This is a genomic window from Leptolyngbya sp. BL0902 (assembly GCF_016403105.1).
Classification (GTDB): domain Bacteria; phylum Cyanobacteriota; class Cyanobacteriia; order Phormidesmidales; family Phormidesmidaceae; genus Nodosilinea.
The window spans coordinates 880,974-903,041 of the sequence record NZ_CP046155.1; the positions used below are offsets into that span (position 1 = coordinate 880,974).

The 22,068-nt window shown below is 58.6% G+C and carries 16 protein-coding genes; 6 read left to right on the forward strand and 10 right to left on the reverse strand.

Annotated features, from left to right (window positions below; all coding sequences use genetic code 11):
• Positions 1-104 precede the first annotated feature (104 nt).
• Entirely contained in the window at positions 105-461 is a 357-nt protein-coding gene (locus GFS31_RS04090; protein WP_263974898.1) for a YkvA family protein, read from the forward strand.
• Here GFS31_RS04090 and GFS31_RS04095 read toward each other — a convergent pair.
• From GFS31_RS04095 to GFS31_RS04120, 6 genes are all read right to left on the reverse strand, one after another.
• The gene (locus GFS31_RS04095) at positions 436-1,110 is read right to left on the reverse strand and encodes a phosphatase PAP2 family protein (RefSeq protein WP_198806995.1); all 675 of its coding nucleotides are present in this window, start codon (positions 1,108-1,110) and stop codon (positions 436-438) included. The two genes, GFS31_RS04090 and GFS31_RS04095, sit on opposite strands and share 26 nt — an antisense overlap.
• A gap of 39 nt (positions 1,111-1,149) precedes the next feature.
• Positions 1,150-1,509: a divalent-cation tolerance protein CutA gene (cutA, locus tag GFS31_RS04100; RefSeq protein WP_198806996.1), complete on the reverse strand. Its 360-nt coding sequence runs from the start codon at positions 1,507-1,509 to the stop codon at positions 1,150-1,152.
• Between the two features lie 105 nt (positions 1,510-1,614).
• Entirely contained in the window at positions 1,615-2,562 is a 948-nt protein-coding gene (locus GFS31_RS04105; RefSeq protein ID WP_198806997.1) for an isoaspartyl peptidase/L-asparaginase, read from the reverse strand.
• 143 nt (positions 2,563-2,705) lie between these two features.
• Entirely contained in the window at positions 2,706-4,871 is a 2,166-nt protein-coding gene (locus GFS31_RS04110; protein ID WP_198806998.1) for a glycoside hydrolase family 10 protein, read from the reverse strand.
• 187 nt (positions 4,872-5,058) lie between these two features.
• On the reverse strand, positions 5,059-5,406 hold the full coding sequence (locus GFS31_RS04115) for a translation initiation factor (RefSeq protein ID WP_198806999.1): 348 nt from the start codon (positions 5,404-5,406) through the stop codon (positions 5,059-5,061).
• Between the two features lie 84 nt (positions 5,407-5,490).
• Positions 5,491-7,584 (reverse strand): cation:proton antiporter, encoded by a 2,094-nt coding sequence (locus tag GFS31_RS04120; protein ID WP_198807000.1) that lies wholly within the window; start codon positions 7,582-7,584, stop codon positions 5,491-5,493.
• A gap of 580 nt (positions 7,585-8,164) precedes the next feature.
• Between GFS31_RS04120 and GFS31_RS04125 the strand changes: the two genes are divergently transcribed.
• Positions 8,165-8,947: an MOSC domain-containing protein gene (locus tag GFS31_RS04125; RefSeq protein WP_198807001.1), complete on the forward strand. Its 783-nt coding sequence runs from the start codon at positions 8,165-8,167 to the stop codon at positions 8,945-8,947.
• A 76-nt stretch (positions 8,948-9,023) separates the two neighbouring features.
• Here the strand turns inward: GFS31_RS04125 and GFS31_RS04130 are convergent, their stop codons facing one another.
• Positions 9,024-10,208 carry an aminotransferase class V-fold PLP-dependent enzyme gene (locus GFS31_RS04130; RefSeq protein ID WP_198807002.1) on the reverse strand — a complete coding sequence of 395 codons (1,185 nt, stop codon included), beginning with the start codon at positions 10,206-10,208 and terminating at the stop codon, positions 9,024-9,026.
• A 540-nt stretch (positions 10,209-10,748) separates the two neighbouring features.
• Between GFS31_RS04130 and GFS31_RS04135 the strand changes: the two genes are divergently transcribed.
• Entirely contained in the window at positions 10,749-11,222 is a 474-nt protein-coding gene (locus GFS31_RS04135; protein WP_198807003.1) for an anti-sigma factor family protein, read from the forward strand.
• A 161-nt stretch (positions 11,223-11,383) separates the two neighbouring features.
• Here the strand turns inward: GFS31_RS04135 and GFS31_RS04140 are convergent, their stop codons facing one another.
• Positions 11,384-11,545 carry a hypothetical protein gene (locus tag GFS31_RS04140; RefSeq protein WP_198808023.1) on the reverse strand — a complete coding sequence of 54 codons (162 nt, stop codon included), beginning with the start codon at positions 11,543-11,545 and terminating at the stop codon, positions 11,384-11,386.
• Positions 11,546-11,846: 301 nt separating this feature from the next.
• On the opposite strand from GFS31_RS04140, the gene GFS31_RS04145 reads away from it, so the two are divergent.
• Entirely contained in the window at positions 11,847-14,498 is a 2,652-nt protein-coding gene (locus tag GFS31_RS04145) for a diguanylate cyclase (protein WP_198807004.1), read from the forward strand.
• 60 nt (positions 14,499-14,558) lie between these two features.
• On the opposite strand, the gene GFS31_RS04150 is transcribed toward GFS31_RS04145, so the two are convergent.
• Complete coding sequence (locus GFS31_RS04150) at positions 14,559-17,852, reverse strand: valine--tRNA ligase (protein ID WP_198807005.1); 3,294 nt, start codon at positions 17,850-17,852, stop codon at positions 14,559-14,561.
• Between the two features lie 441 nt (positions 17,853-18,293).
• On the opposite strand from GFS31_RS04150, the gene GFS31_RS04155 reads away from it, so the two are divergent.
• Complete coding sequence (locus GFS31_RS04155; RefSeq protein WP_198807006.1) at positions 18,294-19,121, forward strand: response regulator; 828 nt, start codon at positions 18,294-18,296, stop codon at positions 19,119-19,121.
• A 263-nt stretch (positions 19,122-19,384) separates the two neighbouring features.
• Positions 19,385-19,693, forward strand: coding sequence for a TIGR03792 family protein (locus tag GFS31_RS04160; protein WP_198807007.1), 309 nt, complete (start codon positions 19,385-19,387; stop codon positions 19,691-19,693).
• A 471-nt stretch (positions 19,694-20,164) separates the two neighbouring features.
• Here the strand turns inward: GFS31_RS04160 and GFS31_RS04170 are convergent, their stop codons facing one another.
• Positions 20,165-21,775, reverse strand: a complete 1,611-nt coding sequence (locus tag GFS31_RS04170; RefSeq protein WP_198807009.1) for an NAD(P)H-quinone oxidoreductase subunit 4 — start codon at positions 21,773-21,775, stop codon at positions 20,165-20,167.
• Positions 21,776-22,068: the final 293 nt, after the last annotated feature.

Consider the following 22,068-nt stretch of genomic DNA (forward strand, 5'->3'; position numbering starts at 1 on the left):
AAGCCACACCTGTGCAAACCCGTCTGCTCTGACAAGATAGGGATGTCAACGACAGGGATGTTACCCCACCGGAGCGGGCCATGAGCAAGGGCATGAAGACGGGTATGAACAAGGGCACAAAGAACGGCCCCATGCAGAATGGATTTGTGAAAAACGGACTATTGAGCCAGCCCATCATGCAGGGCTATCGTCGCCTGATTCGCCACCCCAAGTATCGCTGGGCAATTCTCCTAGGCACCCTGGTCTACTTGGTTAGTCCGGTGGATATCTCCCCCGATGTGTTTCCGGTGGTGGGCTGGGTCGATGACGGCCTGATCGCCACCCTCGCCATTTCGGAAGTGACCCAGCTTTTGCTAGAGCGCAAACGCAACCTGCGCCGCGCCACCCAGGCCCCATCCTCCGCCACCGAGACTGGGCAAACCCAGGTGCTGGATGTTAATGCGGTGGTGGTTCCTCGCTAGGGGAAGGGGGGGTGAAATCTGAAAACATGGCCTGATACAGCCCCACCGTCCAGCCCACAGCCAGTAGCCAGCCCCCCACTACATCGCTGGGATAGTGCACCCCCAGGTAGGAACGACTAAGCCCGATGAGCAGCGCCAGCAGCCCCCCCAGCCCCCCCAGCCAGCGGTGATGGGGCCAGCGGTGATGGGGGCTCGTCTGGCTCAGCAGCACCACCGCTAGGACAAAGGCAGCGGAAAAAGTCGCGTGGCCACTGGGAAAACTAGGGTCAGGATAGAGCGGAATACCCTCCCAGAGGTTAGGCCGCGCCCGTTGCCACAGCCCTTTTAACAGCAAGTTCAAAACCAGGGCTCCCAGCACCGATAGGACGAGGAAGGCACTCTGGCGCGGCTGGCGACGCTGTAATAGCACAACTCCCAAAAGGACGGTTCCCGGCAGCACACCCCACACAGTGCCCAGGTCGGTAAACCCCAGGACAAAGCGATCCATCCCCGGCGTAGCATAGCGGTGTAGGGCTAACAGAAGAGATTGATCCCAACGGGTGAGCGCGGGAGAAAGCGCCACGGCCCCACCCAGGGCTATCACGCCTCCCAAGGCCAAACCGGGCCATAGCCATCTCTGCTTCCAGGCTTTCCAGGGGAGTTGTTTCACCTCGATCCTCCTTGCGCTAACAGGACGCACCCGCGTGGCCTAAGCCTCTGCTCTGGGCGGGGGCTGCGTTTGTTCGGCCAGCCAGTTTAGGTAGGCTACAGACCCCGCCACTAAGGGTAGAGCGATGATTTCTGGCACGTCGTAGGGGTGGTGCTGGGAAATAAACTGGGTGATCTCCTCTAGCCGGGTGAGGTTGGTTTTGAGGGTGAGTTGCCATTCACGCTCCTGTTGGATAGCCCCCTGCCAACGGTAAATCGACTGCACGGGGGCAAGGCTGACACAGGCGGCCAGACGAGCTTCTACCAGTTTTTGGGCCAAGGCTTGGGCGTTGGCTTCGCTGTCTATGGTGACGAGTACGAGGCCGAAGGGTTGGCCGGGACGAAGGAGGGAGGGAGGCATGGGGGCAGGAAGTCAGGAGTCGGGAGTCGGGAGTCAGGGAGTCAGGGAGTCAGGCGAACTCGTAGGGGCGAGGTCTTCTCGCCCTGCTGCTCTGGGGCTTGGGGATTAGGCCACAATGCACCCGGTTTGGGTGCCGTGGGGTTGGTCGAGGGTGTCGCCTTGGGTTTGGCCCGTGTGGTAAGCCGCGAGGAGAACGTCGCTGGTTTTTCCCCAGAGAATGTGGCCGCCTTGGGTGAGGCCGATAGCCCCAAAATCCCGCTGGTTGCGGGTTGCTTCGGTGAAGGATTTAGCCAGGGCATCGGCGGGGGGCATGCCATCGCTGATGCGGATGACCAGTCGGGCGGCGAGGCATTCGTCGATGATGTCTTCACCGATGCCCGTGCAGCTTACGGCGGCCTGGGCGTTGGCGTAGGTGCCCGCTGGCATGGCGGAATCACTCACGCGACCGATGCGCTCTAGTCCTTTACCTCCAGTGGAGGTGCCCACCGCCAAACGACCTTCTGCATCCAGCACCACGACGCCAATGGTGCCCCGTCGGGCGTTGGGATCTTTGGCATCCGAGGACTCGGCCACCACTCCGGCCATCGACCGCTGAAAATTGTTGGCCCGTTCCTGCATCCATTCCCGCAGGCGTAGGTCGGTGATCGGGTCGAACAGCGGTATGGCCAATTCTCTAGCCAGTTCCATCGATCCCACGTCTGACAACACCCGGTCATTGGCCCCCTGCAAATGGGCGGCGAGGGCAATGGGATGGGCCACCCGCGATACGTTAATCACCCCGCTCAGCCGTTGGGCTTGACCATCCATCAGCGCTGCGCTCATCCGCACTTGGCCATCGGACTGCAACACCGACCCATAGCCTGCATTGAACCGAGGGGCATCCTCCAGCAGTTGACAGCCGTAGACTACGCAATCCACAGCCCGATCTCCGGCTTGGGCGCGTTGATAAATTTGACCCACGATGGTGTGTAAATCCTGACGCACCGCCGCCAGCCCGCCTTTGTCTTGGAGGGCACTGCCCGCACCACCGTGGATGATCACCTTGGGATTCATGGCGGGCCTACCTGTGCGTCTAAAACAGCCTTCCCATTGTAGGGCCGACCGGGAGGCCGCGATTGCGCCGCTCTGCGCCGAATTCTGCCCTCCCGGCCTAGCTCCTGGGTCTAACGCTTTGAGTTAGCGCTCATCCTTCCCCCTCAATCCCCCGCACCCAAGCGACTCTGGGTGATCTGATCCCGCAGCAGACGCCCCCGCAGCAGCGGCCCTACGGTTGGCCCACTGGGACGAGAAGCCCCGCTGGCAAAGGCTTGCTGAAATCCAGCAACGCGGTCTTCGCGCCGTTCGCGGGGGGTGGGCATCCAGAGGGACTCGTAGAAGAAGAAGGACATACCGGAGAAGCGACGATCTCGGACGGCCTTGATTTGGTCGCTGATGTGATCCATCCCCACTGGGGCCGCACGGAGACCGCTGAGAATACCGACGCTGGTGGGAATTTTGCGGAGAGCGGTCTGCATGTAGGGTTTGTTCATCTCCCAGATGAAGCGGTTTTGGTCATTGCGGTAAATCTGCACAATTAGCTCATCCACAATGCCCCGATTCACCCAGGTGGGCCAGTCTTGCAGGTAGTAGGCGTAGGCAAAGGGGTGGGGGTTGGGGGAAATGGAAATCACCGCGTTGGGCCGACGGGTCTTCACCATTTGGTAGACCTCGGCTAAGAAATCGGAGATTTTGTTGGCTCGCCAAGCCATCCATTCCGGGTCTTGGTAGTTGGCTGGGGGCTCTTGGCCGTTGTGTTCAGACTTGTAGAGGTTGATCGTATAGGCGTCGTAGCCAAACTCTACGGGTATGCCCAAGTGGTCATCAAACTGAAAGCCGTCTACGTCGTAGTTGCTGACCAGTTCGTTGATGAGCTGCAACAAAAATCGCTTGGCCTGGGGATGGAAGGGGCTGAGCCAACGGCGGGGCAGTCGTCCCCCCTCTAGCCAAATGCCGGGGTCGGCCAGCACCTCTGGCGACAGACCATTCTCCTCGGGTTGGTCGCCATCCTGCTTGGTCTGAACCAGGCTTGGGACAGCCTCCTGGCCCAGGGCTAGCTTGGCCTGCCGACTGGCCTCCTCCGTGGGGGTGAGGGCTCGCCCTTTGGGGGTAGCCGCCGTTGGTGATGCCTTGGCCCTGGCCTGGGGTTCCTCTGGGGCGGGGGGCTCAACCCGCTTGTGGGTAAACCAGTCGGGGTGGCGGCGATACAGGTCGTAGGGTTCGGGGGCCATAAAGCCAAACTCAAACCAGGGGATGACAGCCATACCCTTAGCGTGGCCGAGCTCTACGGCCTCCAGCATCATGTCCCTGGCTCCGTCTACGGCTCCTCGCTGGGGTGGGCGCAGGTCGGCGTAGAGGTGTTGACTCACGCCCAACTCTCGCTCAGCGGTGATGCTGGGATATAGGGTATAGCCCCAGTTCCAAACCACGGGGTAGAGGGTGTTGAAGTTGAGGTCGGCCAGTTGTTCGACCCCTGCTGTCAGAGCCTCGGTGGAAAATAGCACCTGGCTGTCAATGTTGGTGAGCCACACCCCTCGCGTCTCGGCAAGGGGAACGGGGACGGAACCGGGGCTTTCGGCTACCGCCACCCAGGCCGGATCAATCCACCGCCGTAGGGCTAGGCTAGGATCGGCCTGACACACCAGCGCTGCCGCCTCGCCTCGGGTGAGCCGCTGGGTTGAGTGGAGCTGATTGGCTTCGGGATAGTTCACCACGAGGCCCTGGGCCAAGGCTGCGGCTACCCCCTCCCGCGCATACCCAGGCACCTGCGCCCCATCCGCTAGGCTGTTGGTTACTAGGGTATTGGCGGCAATGACGTGGTTGGCCCCTAGCTTTGCCGCCAAGGCCATGATGCCCTCGGCCCGCACCAGGGGGCGATCCGGCTGGTAATACTGGCTGGGATAGTGGGACGCCACCGTGGGCGCGGTGGTCAGCCCTAGGGCGCGTTCCAGGGGGTTGGCCCAGCCCCCCGCCACACCGGGAGGAATGAGTCGGTTGAGCAGCGCCACATAGTCGCCCCACAGAATGGGCTCATCGGGATAGAAGCGGGCGCTTGGGTCGGCGGTGATGATCTGGGCCTGGGCTAGGGCGGCCATGCAGTCTGCGGCCCAGTGTTGACGAATGTCGATGGGAATTACTGGGGGTGGGGCGACGGGCTGATCTGGGGGCAGGGCTTGGGCCAACGGACGAACGGAGGCCATCTCCCCAGTCGCCATCGCCGCCCATAGCGGGAGGCCGCTCTGAACACCCAACACCAACACCAAGGCCAGGACAAAACTGCCCAGCCGCCGCCAAATTTTCCGTTGCCCCATCCATCCCATGCCCATCGGTGCTCCTTGAAATGCTGGAAATTCTTACGGTTAACGTTTGGTCTCAATCCTGGTCGGTGAGTCCCTGAACCTGTTCCCCCCTAGCCCCTTTGTGAAGGGGGGAATAGGTTCAGCATTCCTTGAAATGTAGAAAATACCTTCACAGTCCCTCGTAAAAAGAGAGATTTATGGGGATCTCCAACCTTCATTGCCCGCCGCTGCGTTTTACCTGATAGCCCTTGGCCGCCAAAAGTTCCAGCAGTTTGGGCGCATGGTCGCCTTGGATTTCAATGCTGTCCTCCTTAGCGGTGCCCCCGGTGCCGCACTGGGCTTTTAGCTGCTTGGCCAGGGTGCTGAGGGTGTCCGGTGGGTGCTGAAAGCCGCTGATAATAGTGACAGTTTTGCCGCCCCGTCCCTTACGGCTCACTTCCACCTTGAGTTTTTGCTGGTTCGGAGGCCGATCCGGTACTGCCCGCGCCATCGGATCCGCTGGGCCAAACTCTCGATACACCGCCCGATCACCGCCCGCACCAGATGCCTTGCGTTTCCCCATCGCCCTCACCTCGAACTGCTTGATTTATATCACGCGGAGCCACCGCCTAGGGCCAACCCCCCAATTCCTGGCCCAGGGCGGCGGCTAGCTGTGGGGTTCGCCAAAGAGAATGAGGGAACAGGTGGCTTCGTCAATAACGCGGTGGGTGACATCGCTAACGGCCAAGCCCCCTACGGTGCGGCGGCGCATGGAACGCAGCACCACCAGATCAAACCCCTGAACCACCTGGAGAATCACCTCCGCCGGATCATTGCCATCCACGGTTTGGACGTTCCAGGCAATCGGTGGCCCCTCGGCCATGACCTTGGCCAGTTCGGCTTTAAAGGCATCAATGGCGGGGGCAGGGGTGTAGGGATCGTGGACGTGGAGCAGGGTAACGGCGGCGGCGTGGGTATCGGCAAAGATTTGGGCAAAGCGGGCGATACGGATGGACTGGGGAGTAATCGCCTTCATCGGCACCAGAATACGTTGGATCTCGATGGGTTCGGTCAGCAGGCGGGCCACCGCCACCGGACAGTGGGACGACCAAAACACGTCGTCAATCAGGGTGCCAAACAGCCGCGCCCGAAAGCCCCGCCGACTCCAGCCCATCAAAATCAGGTTGGCGTTTTGTTCGCGGGCGGCGCGGGTAATGCCCCCAGAGACGTCGTCATCAATCCGCAGCACTGAAAAGGCATCGGCCTTGAAGTCTTGGCTTAGCCGTTCAGCCCTTTGCAGCATTTTGCGCCCGTGGCCAATGGCGGCGGCCAAGCCCGGTTCATCCATGTGTACCTGGGCGCGGGTGATGGTGACGGGCACCACCCGACCGTGCTCATGGCTGGCCAGCAGCGCCGCCATCTCAATCAGGTAGCGCTGGGTGATGGGGTTGTAGATGGGTACCACCACCGTGAAGGGGCTGGCCAGATGGGCCTCTGGGGCTAGGTGGCCGAGGTCGGTCTCCAAGGTCTCAGGGAGGTCATCCTCTCGATGGAGAGACGCTCCACTGGCCTTCAAGACGGGAGTGGCCACCAGCTTTCCGGCAAAGCGGGCGGTGAGGAGCGGCCCAAGCACTGACGTCACGAGCATCATCACAATTACGGCATTAAACTCTAGGGCCGTGAGAATGCCCTGCTCTAGGCCCACCAGTGCCGCCGCCAAGGTGGCGGCTACCTGGGGCATCGACAGCGACCACATCGTCAGGGTTTGTGCCCAGCGGTAGCCGTAGAGGGGCTTGATGATCAGGGCGGCGAGAAACTTGCTGCCAATGAGGGCGACGGTGAGGGTCACGGTAAACGCCAAGTTTGTGGTCATCGACTCCATGAAGAGGTCGAGGTCAATCAACAGGCCCATACAGACAAAGAAAAAGGGGATAAACAGCACTCCCCCCACAAACTCCACCTTTTCCTTCACGGGGCTCTCGCCTACCACATCGTTGACCGCCAGCCCCGCCAAAAAAGCCCCCACAATCTTATCGACGTTAATCATCTGCGACCCTACCGCCGCCAGGAAGACCGCCGCCAGCACAAACAAAAACTGGTTGCCCTCCCTATCGCCGTTGTGGCGAAAGTAGCGCTTGCCCGCCCGATCTAGCCCCACCAGCACCAGCAGCGAAAAGGTGGCCAGCATAAACACCTGACTGACCACCGTTTGGGCCGAAAAATCTCCGGCCTGGGCGGCCACACACATGGCCAGCACCATCAGGGCTCCAATGTCGGTGAAAATGGTGGCCCCCACCGTCGCCCCCACCGACACCTCCTTGGCAATGCCCAACCGCATGATGATGGGGTAGGCCAGCAGGGTGTGGGACGCCAGCAGCGACCCAATTAAAATCGCCTTAACCCAGCCAAACCCAAAGGCCAAACTCAGCACCATGCCCGCCGTTAGGGGCACGGCAAAAGTGGTAAAGCCAAACCCTAGGGAGCGATTGCGAGTGTTTTTGAAGTCGCGCAGGTCAATTTCCATCCCCGCCACAAACATGAGATAAATTTTGCCCACATCGGAGAGCAGCTTTTCCAACTCTCCATCGGGGCTGAGCAAGCCCATCGCACTTGGCCCCAAAATGACCCCTGCCGCCAGCAGCCCCACCAGTCCGGGCAGCCGCAGTCGCTCAAACAAGGGTGGCACTGTGAGGGTGACGAGCAACAGAATTGTGAACCCAATGATGGGGCTATCGGGTAGGGGGCTAAACAGGTTTTGCATAGAACGCCTCAACAACGGTAGGCCCTGGCTCAGGCTAGGGTATGGCCTTGGCTATTCTCACACCCTTGGCCTAGGGCCGCGCGACCTAGCCCAGCGCAAAAAAAGGACGAGCCGAAGCCCGTCCACAGATACAGGAGATTACAAGGAGATTACGACTACAGCCAAAAGCTCCAATCACCGATGCCACCGCCTGTTCGGGCCATCCAGAAAGCGTAGCCTTCCTTTGGCTTTATCCAGGAATTATTGCGGCAAGTCAATGGTTAAAACTTTATTGATATAGCCATTTCAATGTCATATTGGAGCAGAAAAAGTCTTAAAAGTCAACCCTTCGTATCGTTTTGATAATTTTTGTCTAATCATGGCCCACTTCTCCTAGGTCTGTGGTTCATGCTGAACGTCTCAAGCGGGCCTTGGCCCTGGGAGTGACGCCCCTCGCATCGCAGATGGGCTAGGGTTCCAAGCTTTTGGGGCAGACGGCTCTAGGAAAAATCCTTTGGGGGGCTCCCTCTGGGGTAAAACGGTCTAGGGTTGAACGATACGGAAAGACTCAAAAAGAACTCAGAAAGGACTCAGAGTTGCCATGACGCCCTATCTCGCTCGGATTGATTTGTTTCCCATCAAGTCCTTGGATGGGGTATCGGTGCTAGAGGCCACCGTGCTAGACCAGGGAGCCCTCCAGGGAGACCGTACCTACGCGCTGTTTGATGCCCAAGAACGTTTCATCCACGCCAAGCGCACCGCAACCATCCATGGCCTACGGGCCAGCTATAGCCCGGATTTAAAGACTGTGACCTGCGCCAAGGCGGGCTTTGGGTCGGCCTCCTTTCGGCTGCCAGACGACTTGGCATCGCTGGCCCATTGGCTAGGGCAAGCCCTCCAGCAGCCCGTTACCCTCAAATCCAACGTCGAGGTAGGCTTTCCCGACGACACCGTTGCCGCTGGGCCAACGGTGATCAGCACCGCCACCCTCGAAACCGTGGCCCAGTGGTATCCAGGGCTCTCCTTAGAGGATGTGCGCCGCCGCTTTCGCAGCAACCTGGAAATTGGCGGTGTGCCCCCCTTTTGGGAAGATCGCCTCTTCAGCGCCAGGGGTGCCCCCGTCCCCTTCACCGTGGGAGCAGTGACGATAGACGGCATCAACCCTTGCCAGCGCTGCCCTGTGCCCACCCGCGATGCCCTCACCGGGGCCGAAACCGTCGACTTTCAGCGTCAATTTGTGGCCCAGCGGCAAGCCACCCTGCCGCCTTGGGCAGCGGCCCAGCGGTTCAACCATTTCTATCGCCTTGCGGTCAACACCGTGATCCGCCATCAAGGGGGCCAACGCTTAGCGGTAGGGGATCCGATCCGCCTAGGTCAGCCATGAGGTCGGCGGACGTGGGGGGCAAGGGCTGGACTGAACCGAGGGGGGCTGGCTGAGGAGGATCGAGGTGGAGGAGGGGCTAGGCGAGGGCTCTCAGGCGATCCGCCAGGGCATCCACCTCCGATTCTAGGGTTAGATAGTGGACGCAGGCCCGCACACAGTGGGGCGACAGCAGCGTGCGGAGAAAAATGCCCTCCGACTCTAGGGTTTCGACCAGGTGGCGATGGCGTTGGGGGGAGGGCTCGCCGTCCTGGAGCACCCAAAAGGAAATCAGGCCAGAATCGGGCGGTGTTTGCCGCACAGGGCGCAGGTGGGGCATGGCGATGATCTGGTGCCATAGCCGCTGGCTGAGCTGGCAGATCCGCTGATAGCGTTCCTCGGCAGTGCCCCAGGTGGCCTGGTGGGCGAGGGCCGCTCGCAGTCCTGATTGGAGGGCATAGTCGGAGGTGGCCACCTCAAAGCGCTGGCCGTTGGGCTGCCATCCGGTGGGGTTTCCGGCGGCATCGGTGGTAATGCTGCGCCAGCCAATGAAGGTGGGATGGATGGCCTCCATGGCTTCTGGGCGGACGTAGAGCCCCCCCAAGCCTCCTGGCCCGCACCACCATTTATGGCCCGTAAAGGCGTAGAAGTCTACCCCCAGGGCAGGCAAGTCTAGGGGCAGCGACCCCACAGATTGGGCCGCATCGACCAAGACCCGTACCGGGTGAGGGCGCTGGTGGCAGAGGTCGGCAATGGCTTTCAGGGGCAGCACTTGGCCCGTGTTCCAAAAGATATGGCTGATGACCAGTAGTCGGGTATTAGGCTGAAGGGCTTGCTCAATCACCGCCATGGAATCGCCGCCGTTCACGGTGGCCATCAGCGGACAGGTGCTATGGGTGACGCCATAGCGACGGCCAATTTCCTGCACCGCAGCAATCACGCCAGGGTGCTCACAGTCCGACAGCAGGATATGATCCCCCGCTTGCCAGGGCATCCCCCAGAGGGGAATGTTGCAGCCCACCGTGACGTCCTCGGTGAGGGTGAGGGTGTCGGCGGTGGTGCCCAGTTCCGCTGCTATTACCTGGCGAGTACGAACCGCCTCAGCCCCAATCCACTGGTTCACGGTATTGGAAAACGGCCCCACAGTTTGGATGTGGCGATGGGCCTCAGCCATGGCCTCTAGAGCCACCGATGCCATGGGGCCTTGGCCCCCATAGTTAAAATATTGCCCCCGCTGAAGAGCCGGAAAACTTCGACGGTGCTCGATCAGAGCTGCAACATCCATAGGTGCGGCAGGGGCGGGTGCGGGCTGAGAAGGATCAAGGGCAGGGGACGAAGTCACGGCGGCAGGTCTCCAAAGGCACTGATCTTTAACCCTAGCCTACCGCTGTGCCCTCCCGCAAAGCCAGATCGCCCGTGGGGTATCGGCGACTCGGGGGCTTCAGTCGGGCTGGCGCTAGCGAGGGCCATCCCCTTGGAAATTGCAGAGCGTATTTGACCTACCTACCATTGGCTCCCACCGTGGCCCAACCGTAAAAATTATGATCTCTTCCTGTAGCTCTTGCTAAGACCGCTAGGAAGGAATACCGATTTTTGAGAATTCCGACTATGATCAGTAGCGGCAGATTATTCGGTCTCCGTGGTCTACCCCCTCTGGGAACCTCAAGGGCGCTGCCTGTCGTCTAGTGTTATGACTTTAGGTGTTGTCTGCGGTATGTCTATCTCCCCTTACACACCGGGTTCACTCCAAAGTCGTGGGGGCGAACATCGCCAGTCTAGCCCCCGTTTCGGTTCCGCTGTAGCGATATGTTCGGACCTAGATGTGATGAAACGAGATCGCTTTGAACTCCTCAGTGCCTACCTCGATGGGGAAGTTACCCCAGAAGAGCGTCGCCTAGTGCAAACCTGGCTTAGCCACGACCCCACCGCCAAGTGTCTATACGACCGCCTCATGGTGTTGCGTCACGGCCTGCGGGAAGATGACGCCCCCGATACCTGCGAAGCCGATGTCACCCTGGCCGGAGTCTTTCAGTGCCTCAATCGGCGCTTTCGCATGGTGACGATGGCTGGGGCTGGCGTCGTTGTCTTGGGCGTGTTGAATGTGCTGTCAGGAACGGTAGGCCCCAGTCCGGCTCGGTGGTCCCTAGCGAACCAAGCCGCAGATGAGGTAGTCATTTCCAATACCCTACAAATCACGCTAGATCAGCCCGCCTTTCCCATTCCAGACCCCATGGCCACCCCCGCCGACGGAACGAGCCTAAAATCGCCGGGTACTTTTCCCCTAGGGACAGACCTTTAGCGGTAGGCCATAGCTCAACTTCGCCCACCCCAGCACCCCGAAGCCATGCCCCCAGGCTATTGCCAGCGTCGGCCTAGGGGCCGTAGAAAATGGTGCTCAATCTGAACCTGCATCCCAGTTCCCGGCGCTGAACCGGAGACCAGGTGTGGTCTACAGGCGGTCTACAGCAGCGCCAATTGAGACTTCAGAATTGCCGCTTGGGCTTCGGTGAGGGCATCGCGGACACCCCGCACCACATCGGCGGGGGTTTTGTCCATCAATCCAGCGTTGCTGAGGCGACCGGAGGGGGCCTTGATTTCGCCTGAATTCTTTATACTGACAATACTGGCCTAAGATTCCATACTCGACATCGTAGGCTGAATGTAGGCTGAATTTTTTCGGTTCCTTCGGCTTTAAGGGTGATACGTCAAGCTAATATCGAGGTGCAACAAGGCTGCCCGTAAATGAATAACTATTCAGTACTTGAGTGCATCGCGGCGGCACCAGACGGTTCATGGTGATCTCAACAGCAGAGAGATGCCGAAGAGATCTGGGATGCACACCTATGAAAGCACTGTAATGTCACCGCCTTTCTCGCTGACTTGGAGCAGGAAAAAGCACAACAGCTATCTCACAGTACTGGGGATGGTGCTGTTTGCGGTGCTCCTGACTCTCTTCGGGTTGATTGGTGCAGAGTTGATTCGTTTCGAGTCTGAACGGCACCAACAGCGCCAGAGAGAGCAGGTGAAACAGGATCTCGATGAGTTGGCGATGGCCCTCCAGAGTCGGATCTACGCCAATATCTTCTCTGTCTCAGGGGTGAAATCCCTGGTGGCGATGAATCCGAATCTGACCCAGGAGGATTTCAGCCGCGCCATGGCGGTGCAGTTCAAGGAGCAACAGGATCTGCGTAACATCGGTCTGGCCCGCGACATGGTGATTCGCCTGGTATACCCCATCGAAGGCAACGAAGCAGCCATTGGCCTCGATTACCGCACCGTTCCAGATCAGTATGCTGCCGTCAAATTGGCGTTGGATCTAAATCAGATCGTTCTCGCGGGGCCAGTGGCCCTGGTGCAGGGGGGGGAGGGGTTGATTGCCCGCATACCCATTCATATCCCCGATGCGGCCTCCGACCAGGAACAGTTTTGGGGCTTTGCCTCAGTGGTCATGATCGCGGACGCCGTGTTTGTGGGTGCTGGCCTCACAGACCAGCCAACCCTGCGCCTCGCCATTCGAGGGCGGGACGGCAGTGGGGCGCAGGGACCTGTCTTTTTTGGAGATTCAGGGGTCTTTAGCGATCAGCCCGTCACCCAGTTGATTGAGCTTCCCTACGGGAACTGGCAGATGGGGGCCGTGCCGATGGGCGGATGGACACAGTATCAGGCGCTATCCGACCCGACCCTGTGGCTGTACGGCTGGGTGACTGCCGCTATTCTGGCCTTTTCCGCCGCTATTGTTGGGCTGTTAGCTGCCAATCGCAAGGCCGTGGATGCGCTTCAGACGGAGCGCGATCTGTTTGCCGCAGGGCCAGTGTTTACCATCGAATGGGCTACGAAGCAATCAGGCCACTGGCCGATCAAGACGGTTTCCTCGAATGTCGAGCAAATTCTAGGATATCGTCCGGCAGAGATGTTAAAGCCTGACTTTTCCTATACTCAACGGATTCATCCCGACGATGTGGAAGCCGTTATTGGTCGGCTCGAGCACAACATTGCCCAGCACCTTGATCGCTACGAAGATTCCTATCGGCTCAAAACCCAATCTGGCCAATATCTCTGGGTTTACGACTTTACAATTTTGCTGCGCGATGGTGCAGGTCGTCTAGTGGGTATTCGCAGCTATATGTATGACCAGACGGTGCAAAAGCAGACAGAGGAGGCTCTGCGTATCGCTGAGCAACGGCTAGAAAAAACCGCCTACGAACTGACAGAAAATATCCCTGTCGGCACCTATACCATGGTCCAACCTGCCGATAGCTCCATGGCAAAATTTGCCTTTATGAGTAGTCGTTTTCTGGATCTGTTAGGTTTGGCACGAGAGGAGGTCGATGCCGACCCCCAAAGCCCCTTCGCCCGTATTCATCCCGATGACATTGATGCCTTCATGACACGCAATGTCCGGGCCTTTAAGGAGAAAATCCCGTTCTTTGCCGAAGCCAGGATAATCCCAGCTAATAATGAAGTCAGATGGATTACCGCCGAATCCAACCCGCGTCCCTTGCCGGATGGAACAACCGTCTGGGAAGGGGTAGTGACCGATATTTCCGACCGCAAGCGGGCCGAGGCTGCCCTGAGCGAAAGCTTGCAACGCTTCAATGATTTGGTGGCCTATGTATCGGTGGGGGTGTATGTATTTTGGCAGCGAGCCAATGGCACCATGGAATTTGAGTATGTCAGCGATGGTTGGTGTGAACTGAACCACATCCGCCGAGAAGAGGTGCTTAACAATCCAAGGCTGGCCTGGGACGTCATTCATCCAGACGATTTTCAGGCTTTCAACCAGTTGAATCAACAGGTTGTGCTTGAACGCCAGCCGTTTGTTTGGGAAGGGCGAATTCTGGTCGAGGGTGAGGTACGTTTTGTCCTGATTGAGTCACGTCCGATATTTTTTGAGAATGGCGATAGTCGCTGGTTCGGCTTCGAGCAAGACATTACCGAACGAAAACAAGCAGAAGCCACCTTGCATGCCACCAACCTCGCCCTCGAACAGGAGATCACCGAGCGCAGACTGATCGAACAAGAACTTAAGAACAAGACGAAAATGCTGGAAACACTGTCTATGCAGGATGGCCTGACGGGAATTTCCAATCGGCGTTATTTCGATCAATGTGCAGAGTTAGAGTGGCAGCGAGCCCGACGCAACGGCCTGCCCCTGTCGCTACTGCTAATAGATGTGGATCATTTCAAGCAATACAACGATTGTTATGGGCACGGGGCGGGTGATGACTGCCTCAAGCAGGTAGCCTTGGCGCTGTTAGACTGCTGCGAACGCCCCTTTGATCGGGTGGCGCGTTACGGCGGCGAAGAATTTGTTGCCCTACTCCCGGAAACGGATATGGAGGGTGCAGTCCGCCTTGCCGAGAAAATGCGCATCGCGGTGGAAGCACTCTCCATCCCCCATGCCCACTCTAGCGCTGGCGCAGTGGTGACTGTGAGTATCGGCGCAGCCAGCCACGGCACAGACCGAGTCAAGCGCGACCTCTGCCACCTACAAAGTTCCGCCGATCAAGCCCTCTATCACGCCAAGCACCAGGGACGCAACCGGGTTCAGGAAGACGACCCCTCCCCCCACTAACCCGTTAGGTCTTGCCTGGGGAAGTGAATGGATGAAGCACGACTATCGAGGGCAAACCCCCTACAGCAGCTCTAATCGAGACTTGAGCATCGCCGCCTGGGCTGCGGCTTCGGCGAGGGCATCGCGGGCACCCTGCACCACCTCGGCAGGGGCCTTATCCACAAAGCCAGCATTGCTCAGCCGCCCAGAGAGGGACTTGATTTCGGCTTCCACTTTGCCTAGGTCTTTTTCGACCTTGGCGCGAAGGGCGTCTACATCCACAATGCCCGTGAGGGGAATCAGGACTTGGACGGTGCCCGTTACGCCAGCAAAGAGCTTGCGAGATTCGGTGGGTTCCGAGGTCGCTGGGATTGCTTCACCTTCAGGAACCACCGCATCTGGGGCAGCACCTTCTGGGGTAACGACTTCAGCGGCAACGGGGGCCGGAGCCTTGGGCCTCTCGGCTCCAAAAATACTGATCCGCCATTGGTTAATGGTTTGGAAGGTGTGTTGACGAGCCTTCGCCGTCAGCAGGTTTTGGGCGATGAAGACTGCCGTTACCCAAACACCGATCAACTCCAATAGATGACCAATCAAAGGGGTGCTATCGATGGCGCTGATGAGACTGGTGGCTAGCTTGAGGGCAAAGAGCGCCCCTAGCACCCACAGCACACTGCGTCCGGGTCGGCTAATTTTCGCCATGGCGGTGTTGGTGTAGTGGAGGGGATCCTCCAGCAGGGGCCGGATGGCGTCCCAGAATTCCTTGAATTCACCAGCCACCTGTTCGGGGGTTGGAGTGCCCGTAGTGGCAGGAACGGTCGCCGTTGGGGACTCAGTGACCGTGATCGCGATGGCGGGAGGTGCTTCAGCGCCCTCGGGCGTGAGGATCTCCGCTGAACTCGCGGTGGCGGGGCCATTGGCAGGCGTTGATCCGGCGATGACCAGCTTCTCAATTTTGCCGAGGTCTTTGATGTAGGCGGCGGTGGATTGCAGAATGTGCCGCTCTTCTAGGTTGTCAGTTTCCAGGATGGTTTCGATGCGCAGACCCGGTTTGATGCCCGCTTCGGCCCGCAGGTTACGCACAGTGCGGACGGTGTTGAACAGCAGGGTGAACTGTTGCTCTAGGTGATCGTCGATCAGGCTGGAGACAGCGGCGGGGTAGGGTTGCACCGCCAAAAAGTCGCCCTCGGTTTGGGTGAGGGTGTGCCACACTTCTTCGGTGATGTGGGGCATGAAGGGGTGCAGCAGTTTGAGGATGCCGTCTAGCACAAAGGCGAGGGTTTGTTGGGCGGTGCGTTTGCTGGTGCCCTCGGCTTGGAATCGGGGCTTGACCAGTTCGATATACCAGTCGCAGAAGTCGCCCCAGATGAACTCATAGAGGTCTTTGGAGGCTTCGCCCATGCCGTAGGCGTCCAGGTGATTCCGCACGCTTTGCACCACCCGGTTGTAGCGGGAGAGAATCCAGCGGTCGGCCAGGTCTAGGTTGTCCAGATCCGGTGCGCCCAGATCAGCGGGGGATTGGCCCCCCAGGTTCATCATCACAAACCGAGAGGCGTTCCACAGCTTGTTGGTGAAGTTGCGGCTGGCCTCCACCGACACCGACTCATCGGTTTTACGGTCGTACTCCAGGCGAATATCCTGCCCCGCCCCGGTCACTTCGCGGATTAGGGTATAGCGCAGGGCATCGGTGCCGTACTTGTTGATCAGCACCAGTGGGTCGATGCCGTTGTTGGCGGATTTCGACATTTTTTTGTTGTTTTCGTCCCGCACCAGCCCGTGAATGTAGACGGTCTCGAAGGGCATTTTGTCGGTGAAGTGGCCTGCCATCAGGGTCATGCGGGCCACCCAGAAAAAGATGATGTCGAACCCGGTGACGAGGGTGGTGGTGGGGTAGTAGGTCTGTAAATCCTTGGCGGATTCGTCGGGCCAGCCCATGGTGGAAAACGGCCACAGACCGGAGGAAAACCAGGTATCCAGTACGTCAGGATCACGCTCTAGGCGGACGCGATCCCCAAACTGAGCTTCGGCCTTGGCGCGGGCTTCTTCCTCGGTGGCGGCGACGACAAAGGGCGTGTGGTCGGTGATTTCCCAATTGGTTTCGCTAATGGCGTACCAGGCCGGAATTTGGTGCCCCCACCACAACTGCCGGGAAATGCACCAGTCCTTCAGGTTCACCAGCCAGTCGCGGTACACCTTCGTCCAGCGTTCGGGCACAAAGCGGGGGTCTTGGTGGTTGTCGAGGTAGTCCAGCGCCTTGTCTGCCAGGGGTCGAATTTTCACAAACCACTGGGTCGAAAGCAGCGGCTCTACGGGCACCTTGCCCCGGTCGCTGTAGGGCACCGTGTGGCGATAGTCTTCCACCCGCACCAAAAAGCCATCGTCATCCAATCGCTGCACCACGGCTTTGCGGGCCTCAAAGCGATCCATGCCCTCAAAGTCTCGCGCCAGTTCGTTCATGGTGCCGTCTTTGTTCATGACGGTGATCATGGGCAAATCGTGGCGCTGGCCCATCGCGAAGTCGTTGGGGTCGTGGGCGGGGGTCACTTTCACACAGCCCGTGCCAAATTCCGCATCCACATACTCGTCGCCAATGACGGGGATTTCGCGGTTCACGATGGGCAGGCGCAGTTTTCTACCAATCAGGTGCTTGTAGCGTTCGTCGTTGGGGTTCACCGCCACCGCCGTATCCCCCAGCATGGTTTCGGGGCGGGTGGTGGCCACTTCCAGATAGCCGGATTCGTCGGTGAAGGGGTAGCGGAAGTGCCAGAGATGACCGTCCACCTCCTTTTGTTCCACCTCCAAATCCGACACGGCGGACTGGCTGGCGGGGCACCAGTTCACCATGTAGTTGCCCCGGTAGATCAGCCCTTCATCATAAAGTTGGGTGAAGGCCGTCAGCACCGCATGGGACAGACCCTCATCCATGGTGAAGCGCTCTCGGCTCCAGTCCACGGAAACCCCCAATTTGCGAAGCTGGTTCACGATGGTGCCGCCGGATTCCGCCTTCCATTCCCAGGCGCGTTTGAGGTAATCGTCTCGCCCCAGGTCTTCCTTAGCCTTGCCTTCGGCCTGAAGCTGCTTGTCCAAAATCGTGGCCACGGCAATGCTGGCGTGATCCGTCCCCGGCAACCACAGGGTATTGCGTCCGGCCATGCGTTGATAGCGCACGATGGTATCGATCAGGGCGTTCTCGAAGGCGTGGCCCATGTGCAAACTGCCCGTCACGTTCGGCGGCGGAATCACCACACAAAACGGCTCGCCGGGGTGGTCGGGGTCAGCCTTAAAGACCTGGGCCTCTTCCCAGCGGGTTTGCCACTTGGTTTCCGTTTGGGTGGGGTCATACTGTGCCGAAAGGGCGGGAGTGGGGGCCGTCATCGCAAAACCTGGACGCAAAGACTACATCATTACAGAATATCGTTACAGAACAGATTACCGTGATCGCCCATCCTCCAGCAGGGTTTTCTCGCTAACCGTCTGTTCTGTGGCACACTGATCTTTAGATAGAACGTCCTGTGAGATAAGAAATTTCACTGAAGAGCCCCTCTAGGCTGAAACTATCCTGACAGCCCAGCCGTCATCAGCTGTAATTAGCCAGGTTCCAGTCTAAAGTTTGCCAAAATCCGTAAGTAACTTGGCGGATATGTAGCCCATTTGTCATTTAGAGGCTGTCAACTCCCTTAAGGTGATAAAAGTTTGTTTCAGTGTTTTAGCTTAGGGCATCCGTAGACCGTTGAGTGACATCAACTCTCAGGCTCTAGCACAGCTCACAGATTGGGTATCCGTTGTCAGGCATCTATCAACTGAGGGTTTCTATCCGTGGACTCACCACAAAAGCTGGCGTTTGTTATCCAAGCCAATCGATTGCAGGGGCTGATCTGGCAAGCCTTACTCAAGTCGCAGTCCCTAGCCGTCATTTTGGAGCCATCCCGGACGGATTTGGTAGACTGCATTCGGCAAATTGCTGAGGCTGGGCTAACGCTCCCGGATGTCATTATTTTGGACACGGAAATCAACGACCTCAACCCCTACGAGTTTTGTCGCTGGTGCCAGCAAAACTTTCCCAGGATTGAAATTTTTCTAACCCGTACCCATCGCGGCCCCATTGCCGAAACCGAGCGACGATGGGCAATGCAGCAGGGGGCTACGGGTTTTCTGCACGGATTCCATCGAGAAACCCTGATGAGTGCAGCGACGGACAGTATGCGGTTGATCCTAGCCTCCCTGGACGCTCCCTTCCTCAACGAGAAAGCTTTGCTGTCTGTGCTGCTCAACATTCGCCGCCAGATGAGTCAGTCTACCCCCAGCAAAACCACTCTATCCTCCACAAAAGCCCAGGATACCTTCATGCCGTCTTCCGGCAATGGCAGTTCCCCAGAGCGTCAACGCTTCAATCAGGGTCAGGCGTCTCCAGGTGGAGATCTGTTCAACGATATTAGCTGGGTTTCCGCTGGGCTGCGCACTCTCAATGGGCACGCCTCATCGGGTAGTGGGGCTGCCAACGATGGCAGATCGTTGCCCGCCGCCGCTTCGTTATCGAGCGACTCTGCGCCTGCAACGCCCACCGAAGTCACCCCTTCCCTCACAGAGGCTGATTCCGGTGAGCAGCCCGGTAAAACCCGCCGCTACCGAGGAGTAACCTACTAAAGCCGTTAACGTCTCCATACCCCGTCTCCCCAAGCCTACCCGTCGCTACGAATAAACCAGGCTGCCGGAGTGTCATGGCCCATGCCTTGAGCGCTAGGGCCATGGTGTTCCTGTGCTGCGATGCCCAGCGTAAGTAGCGACTCGGGTCGCTGTTGCTTGTCATCCCTAGGCTCAGCCGGAGGGATTTCAAGCTATCGTTGATTCATAGGGACAACAAACAGCCCCTTGATCGAGCAACGACTAGGGCGTTAGGGAGTAGACCGATGGTCATTGAATGGCTCACCTTTGCGGTGGCACCCGAACACCGAGAAACCTTCATTCGGGTTGACCACGAGATTTGGACCGCCGCCCTCAGCCAATATCCCGGCTTTATCTCCAAGGAAGTGTGGATTTCTCCGGATTTGAGCGATCAGGTGATCGCCGTTATCCGCTGGCATACCCGCGACCAGTGGAAAGCCATTCCCCAAGCCGATTTAGAGCAGATAGATCAGCGTTTTCAGGCAACCCTAGGAGCACCCTACCGCCTGATTGATGCTAGGGAATACCAGGTACGCCGCTATCCGTCGCCCTAAGCGTTGGGCGAGCAACCCGGTTTCTTCAGGGTGGGCGGCGTTCTCTGGAGCCCAGGGCAGAAGTCGGGCTTCTGCATCGACTCCCTAGGCCGCTCGTTTTTTGCCGATTAACTGTTTTAGCCAGCCCTTAGAACGCAGATCTACGTAGGCTTTGCAATGGGAGCATTGGCGAATACCAGGAACCCCTAATCGGATCAGGGTCGTGCTTTGGCAGTGGGGACAGCGACGTTTGGCCATGGTTAAGAATCTGGAGTGGAGGGGAAAGCCCAGGGCAACCATTGGGCTCTAGGCCGTTGGGTTTGTGTAGGCATTAGTTTCAGTGTGACAACTGCTTTGAGGGGAGTTGGACGGCTCGTTGACAGTCTTGAAATTGTCATGCATGAGCGGTTCCCGGCCTTGGAGGCTATTCCCTTGGGCAAAAAAAGCCCAGGCTCACGACCTGGGCTCAGCGACTGATTTGAGATTTGAGACCTAATCGATTTGGCTGGTGATGAGGGCCGGAGCCTCGGCCACCGTAGCGCTGGGCAGGGTGAAGACGTGGGCATAGAGGTTCCCAGGTTGCTCAGCCACCAGCAGGGTGTTCTGGATTTGGCTGGCTACTTCCACGGTCTTCACGTCATACACCTGGGTGGCCACTTTGGGATAGAGGCCAATCCCGATGATGGGCACCAGCAGGCAAGCAGCGACGAAGGCTTCGCGGGGGCGGATGTCGATGATGTTGGGCACCTTGGCAACCACAGCCCCGGTATCTCCGTAGAAGATGCGGCGCAGCATGGAGAGCAGGTAGATGGGGGAGAGCACCACACCCACGGCGGCGGCGATGATAATCACCGTTTTGAAGGTGGTGCTGTAGACATCGCTGGTGGCCAAGCCCAGGAAGACGGCGATTTCGCTGACAAAACCGCTCATGCCAGGGAGGGCCAGGGAGGCCATGGACGCTGCCGTGAAGAAGGCGAAGGTAGTGGGCATCTTGCGAGCCATGCCGCCCATTACATCCATGTCGAGGGTATGGGTGCGCTCGTAGGTGACACCGGAGAGGAAGAACATCACCGCCGCAATCAGACCGTGGGAAATCATTTGCAGCATTGCGCCGCTCATGCCCAGGGTGGTGAAGGAGGCGCAGCCAATCAACACGAAGCCCATGTGAGCCACGGAGGAGTAGGCCATGCGGCGCTTCAGGTTGTCTTGGCCGAAGGCGGTGAGGGAGGCGTAGATGACGTTGATAACACCGAGGATGACCAGGATGGGCGCAAAGTACACATGGGCATCGGGCAGCATCTCGATGTTCATGCGGATCAGGCCGTAGCCCGCCATCTTCAGCAGCACACCCGCCAGAATCATCGACACCGCAGCGGGGGCTTCACTGTGGGCATCGGGCAGCCAGGTGTGCAGGGGGAAGATGGGCAGCTTGACGGCAAAGGCCACCAGGAACGCCGCATACATCAACAGTTGGAAGGTGAGCGAGTAGTCTTTTTGGGCCAGTTCCGTCAGGTTGAAGGTGACGGTGTCGCCGTAGAAGGCCATGGCCAGAGCGGCTACCAGAATGAAGATAGAGCCGATGGCGGTGTAAAGAATGAACTTGGTCGCTGCGTAGAGTCGCTTAGCGCCGCCCCAGATGGAGATCAGGAGGTAGACCGGAACCAGCTCCAGTTCCCACATCAGGAAGAACATGACCAAATCCTGGGCCAGGAACACGCCGACCTGGGCGCTGTACATCACTAGCAGCAGGCTGAAGTAGAGGCGAGGGCGCTTAGTGATGTTCCAGGAAGCCAGAATTGCCAGGGTCGTTACCAACCCGCTCAGCACCACTAGGGGCATGGCTAGGCCGTCAGCGGCTAGGCTCCAGGTGATGCCCACTTGGGGCACCCAGTTGTAGCTTTCTACGAGCTGTAAACCAGACTGGTTAAGGTCGTAGAAATTAGCGAAGGTGTAGAGGATTAAAGAAAATTCAATAAAGCCTATGCCCAGGGCATACCAGCGAATGGTTTGGCCATTGCGGTCGGGCAGGAAGGGAATGGGCAGAATCGCTAGAAGCGGCAGGATAACTAGGGTGGTTAGCCACGGAAATTGCTCGGTCAGCATGACAATTCTCGTGAAGGTTAGTACAAAACAGCCAGCGCACTCGGTATTCCGGTCTTGGGGGTCTGGTTCATCAAGAGCCAGACTTACTGGTGCTGTTCGCGGCGGCCTACCCTAGCGGATCAGGTCGGAGGACTTCAGCGGGCGGGGTCGAGATCGGTTAGGAGACGACCCGGTTACGAAACCGGACTGCAAGGTCGATAGAGATAAATACCTATCTTTGCGCTCCTCCATAGTATAGGAAACTTAATAAACTTTTGAGAACTACTTTTTTGATGAGACTGTGAAAATTGCCT

What these genes read in the sequence shown, in the direction of transcription:
- GFS31_RS04160 (WP_198807007.1), top strand. Translation starts at nt 19,385, where the DNA reads ATGGTCATTGAATGGCTCACCTTTGCGGTGGCACCCGAACACCGAGAA.
- GFS31_RS04090 (WP_263974898.1), top strand. Translation starts at nt 105, where the DNA reads ATGAACAAGGGCACAAAGAACGGCCCCATGCAGAATGGATTTGTGAAA.
- GFS31_RS04110 (WP_198806998.1), bottom strand. Translation starts at nt 4,871, where the DNA reads ATGGGCATGGGATGGATGGGGCAACGGAAAATTTGGCGGCGGCTGGGC.
- GFS31_RS04130 (WP_198807002.1), bottom strand. Translation starts at nt 10,208, where the DNA reads ATGGATGTTGCAGCTCTGATCGAGCACCGTCGAAGTTTTCCGGCTCTT.
- GFS31_RS04135 (WP_198807003.1), top strand. Translation starts at nt 10,749, where the DNA reads ATGAAACGAGATCGCTTTGAACTCCTCAGTGCCTACCTCGATGGGGAA.
- GFS31_RS04115 (WP_198806999.1), bottom strand. Translation starts at nt 5,406, where the DNA reads ATGGGGAAACGCAAGGCATCTGGTGCGGGCGGTGATCGGGCGGTGTAT.
- GFS31_RS04105 (WP_198806997.1), bottom strand. Translation starts at nt 2,562, where the DNA reads ATGAATCCCAAGGTGATCATCCACGGTGGTGCGGGCAGTGCCCTCCAA.
- GFS31_RS04120 (WP_198807000.1), bottom strand. Translation starts at nt 7,584, where the DNA reads ATGCAAAACCTGTTTAGCCCCCTACCCGATAGCCCCATCATTGGGTTC.
- cutA (WP_198806996.1), bottom strand. Translation starts at nt 1,509, where the DNA reads ATGCCTCCCTCCCTCCTTCGTCCCGGCCAACCCTTCGGCCTCGTACTC.
- GFS31_RS04125 (WP_198807001.1), top strand. Translation starts at nt 8,165, where the DNA reads ATGACGCCCTATCTCGCTCGGATTGATTTGTTTCCCATCAAGTCCTTG.
- GFS31_RS04150 (WP_198807005.1), bottom strand. Translation starts at nt 17,852, where the DNA reads ATGACGGCCCCCACTCCCGCCCTTTCGGCACAGTATGACCCCACCCAA.
- GFS31_RS04170 (WP_198807009.1), bottom strand. Translation starts at nt 21,775, where the DNA reads ATGCTGACCGAGCAATTTCCGTGGCTAACCACCCTAGTTATCCTGCCG.
- GFS31_RS04145 (WP_198807004.1), top strand. Translation starts at nt 11,847, where the DNA reads ATGGTGCTGTTTGCGGTGCTCCTGACTCTCTTCGGGTTGATTGGTGCA.